The organism is Stenoxybacter acetivorans DSM 19021 (assembly GCF_000745895.1).
Classification (GTDB): domain Bacteria; phylum Pseudomonadota; class Gammaproteobacteria; order Burkholderiales; family Neisseriaceae; genus Stenoxybacter; species Stenoxybacter acetivorans.
The window spans coordinates 4,393-8,186 of the sequence record NZ_KN050775.1 but is presented as its reverse complement, the minus strand read 5'-3'; the positions used below and the strand labels follow the sequence as shown (position 1 = coordinate 8,186).

Genomic DNA, 3,794 nt, shown 5'->3' with positions numbered 1-3,794 from the left:
GATTGGCGGTGTAATTGGCGTCACCCAATATCAAATCATTGCCTGCACCTGCCAATATGTGGTCTCGTCCGTCGCCGCCGAACAGCATATCGCGCCGCTCGCTGCCATAGAGCCAATCATTGCCGTGCTGCCCACCCAGCCAATCGCCTTCTTTGCCGCTGTCGGCGGTGGTTGTTTTATAAGTTTCACTGCTGTCGTTGCCATATAAATAATCGCCGCCGCCACCGCCCATGATGATGTCCACACCGCCGCCGCCGTAAACGGTGTCGATCCAACCGGTTACGGTGTCGCTGTCGGCAAGTACATATTCTCTGCCGGTGCCGCCATAGACTTTATCCGCGCCGTCGCGGGTCAGCACCACGTGTCCGGGGGCATCGCCGGTGTAATAAATATCGTCTTGTTGGCTGCCCATAAAGCTGGACGTAGTTTTATCCGAACCGCGCACTTTGACACCATTGGGAGCATTCATCGCATCGTAGGCAAAATACTGGTTGCTGAGTCCGAGGAAATGGTTAAGATCAAAGCCGTGTTTGTCCTCGCCGCTGGGCGGCAGACTGGGGTCAAGCGGTGGTTCGGGTGCGGTTTCGTCGCTGAGGGTGATGCTTAATTCGCCGCTCTTCCAATCTTGCAATACGGCGATGTCTTGATAGTTGTTATCAACTTTTACCGATAATAACCAATCTTGATCGGATTGTTTTAATAATCGGTATTCTTCTTGTTCGGTATAATAAATATTGGTAACGGGCTGACCCAAAATCACTTGGCTTAATTGCCAAAAGGTTTTTCCTTGCAATGAAGAGCCGTTGACTTCAATCCAACCGTCGCCGTCTGTATCCAAAATAGTGGAAAGATGCCGATCATTCATCAGTTTGTAAGTGTCGTTGCCAATGCCGCCTTCAAGATAATCGTTGCCGCCGTTGCTGACCAATATATCGTTGCCTAAACCGCCGTATAAGCGGTCGGTATCTGATGTACCGTTGAGGATATTGCTGTTGCTGTCATCGAATTGAATGGTTTTCTGCATACCGCTACCGATAAGTTCGATGGATATTCCCGTATTGGCATCGGTCATTTTTAAATTCTGATTTTTGAATTGATTTAATTCGGGATATTTACTTGATTCTTCATTAACACCGTTATAGTTAAAATTAAATTCTTTATGATAATCTAAATCATATTTATCAAGAATATTTTTAACAGATAAAAATGTATTTCTGTCTGCCAGCCATTGTTCTGTGATTTGTCCTGTGATTTGTCCTGTTCCTGTTGCACTATCGTACAAATCCAATTTTCCGTTGGTATTGTACTGAGAATAATCTGCACCAATAAGCGCAAAAGTATTGAGTTCGGCTAAAGCATAGCGGTGTGCCAATGCAGCATCATTATCTTGTTCGGCAATACTGGTGTTGGTAATTTGAAATTCAACACTGCCTTTCAGATTTTGATAGTTTTGTGATTTTTGTAAATCATATAAATTTGTATAAAAGTCTTCGCTGTCATCATTTAAAGTACGGCTGATGTTATCACCTAAAATCAAAAAGCGTAAATCATCCAGCATCGCAGCAGCGTTAACAGCCACTGCACTGAATAATTGATATAAAGCAGATAAATCCAATTGATTATCCAATTCAACACACAATACCTGCACAGCCAATGAATCCGCTAGAATTTTACATGAATGAGCTTTCCCTTCATCGGGGACATCGGCATAGATTGCCAGACTGTTCGCCCGGTATTGTACCAATCATAGAAATAACATCATTCGCCTCGTTGCTTTTCGTAACCATGTGTGTCATTTTGTCTGCTTCAAAATAACTGTCCATGTGCACCGGCAACCCTGCATTAACCAACATCGCTTGGATATTTCCAAAAAAAGCTTCCGTTTGATCGCTCAATGGAACAAAATCGGTATCAAATCCGGGGGCGTTTACCGTATAAACCGCTTTGGCTTGACTGCCCGCTATTCTGCTTAGAATCGTAGCAAGATGTCCGCCTAAACTGTGTCCGACAACAGTAAATTCTTGATTGGCTAATTCCCCCGTTTCGGTAGCGATCACTTCTTCAGAGGTAACGGTTTCCAGCATCCAATCAGCAAACTTACCGAGCATGCCCACCGGACCGGGAATAACGCTTAACCACGCAAGCCAGCTTTCTTCACATTTAAGCTGCAAGATTTTTTGCCCTTTAACAGCAGTTACCCGTTGATAGTAATTGAACATATCAACGGCTTGTTCTAATGCAATTCCGTTAAAACCAATATCGCCAATATCCGCTTGAATATCAGGATCAAAAACAGGCTCATCTTTATTTATCCAATTTTTCCAAGAAATATTTGGCTCTGTACCGCGAATAGAGAAAATATTTTCACCACTTTCTTTATCTCTAAAAATAGTGGCAGAAAAACCGCTGGTTTGATTGGGTTGGTGACTGATGACTTCATAATTTTTGACAAAATTTTCTGCTTGTTTTTCGGCAAAATCACCTTTTTTCTCACCTCTAAGGGCAGCTTGAACTTCACCTTCTTTATATGATCCACTTTCATCTTTAAATTTATCAAGATAAGCATAAGAAGCTTGCATCAATAAAGTATATTGAGAAAGGTCTTGAATATTCATGATTTTAATCCTTGTTAAAATTAAAAAACTTAAAAAGTTAATGCAATGATTTATTAGGAATAAGCACTGCTTCTGGTAGGCTTTTACTTATATCTACTTTTATATGACAATCATTTCCAGTACCCATGTACGCATGTCCATTTTCGTCTCGAAAGAAATAACCCATAAATTTACCTCCTAAAGCTATAAAATCGCGTGATACACCCAATAATTCTCCTGTATGTCTGTTTTTAACATATTCTTCCGATTTATCAATGTACTCAGAAACCCGTATATTGACTTCACTACTGTACTCATAATCGCTTTTCAATTCCGGAATACGCTCTTTTTTAAAATTTCCATTTTTATCATAAGAAAATCGATAAAAAACATACTCTCCAGCTGTCCAACGCCCAGTAGCCAATCGTTCTCCGGTAAATTCTTTAGCTTCAATGTACGAATATCCCTGGTTTAAATAACTTTTTGCGATATCATCAAATGTGAACGAAGTTACTTGATAATTGGTTCTTAGCCGATAAAATCCATCAACCTTTTCTTTTCGGTAAATATAATCCCCTGCGCTGGAGCACAAATGATTAAATTGCCGAATAACATAAATATCATGCCCAAACATAAGACCAAACAATATAAAAAATGTCAATATACCGCACCATACTTTTGATATGCTGCCGACAATATATGCAATCAGCACAAATACGATGATGCAGCCAAAAAAAGCAGCCACCATTTTTAAAAAAATCAATGTCATTATTTTTTACTCTCTAATTTGCCTTTTTTGGCATCAAATTAAAATCAAACAGAGCTATTGCAACCATCAGCCTCTTTTCTTTAAACACAAGCAGGCTGCCTGAAAGCATAGATTTTCTTCCCCATGCTTTCGGGTAGCCTGTCTGATAAAATTTGGTTTATCAAGCACATCATCTTTTCCTTTGTTAGATAATGTAGTGCTATTTTAAATTTTGTACTATGCTACTCTTCTTTATTCCAGATGTACAACGCTGAAGCAGGACTTTTACACACCCACCAATTCACACCTTTTTCCTCATTCAAAACAACAAAAAGGCTGCCTGAAAGCAGCCGATTATTGCTGTATAAACTGCCGTTTAAATCAATATCCGTAATGGTGGTTTTGCCGCTGCTGCTTTTGCTTAAGAAACTGTTAAACAAATAATAACTGTC

At 40.2% G+C, this 3,794-nt stretch carries 3 protein-coding genes and 1 pseudogene; all 4 read right to left on the bottom strand.

Going from position 1 to position 3,794, the window contains the following annotated elements; genetic code table 11:
- Positions 1 to 1,744: pseudogene (locus Q384_RS12380) on the bottom strand (hypothetical protein); the annotation flags it as partial.
- Positions 1,692 to 2,615: an alpha/beta hydrolase family protein gene (locus tag Q384_RS12800; protein ID WP_051941049.1), complete on the bottom strand. Its 924-nt coding sequence runs from the start codon at positions 2,613 to 2,615 to the stop codon at positions 1,692 to 1,694. The gene Q384_RS12800 and the pseudogene Q384_RS12380, both read right to left, overlap by 53 nt.
- A 37-nt stretch (positions 2,616 to 2,652) precedes the next feature.
- Positions 2,653 to 3,363, bottom strand: a complete 711-nt coding sequence (locus tag Q384_RS12370; protein ID WP_037588705.1) for a hypothetical protein — start codon at positions 3,361 to 3,363, stop codon at positions 2,653 to 2,655.
- Between the two features lie 221 nt (positions 3,364 to 3,584).
- The coding region (locus tag Q384_RS12365) for a hypothetical protein (protein ID WP_037588703.1) at positions 3,585 to 3,794 on the bottom strand (210 nt) is incomplete at its 5' end.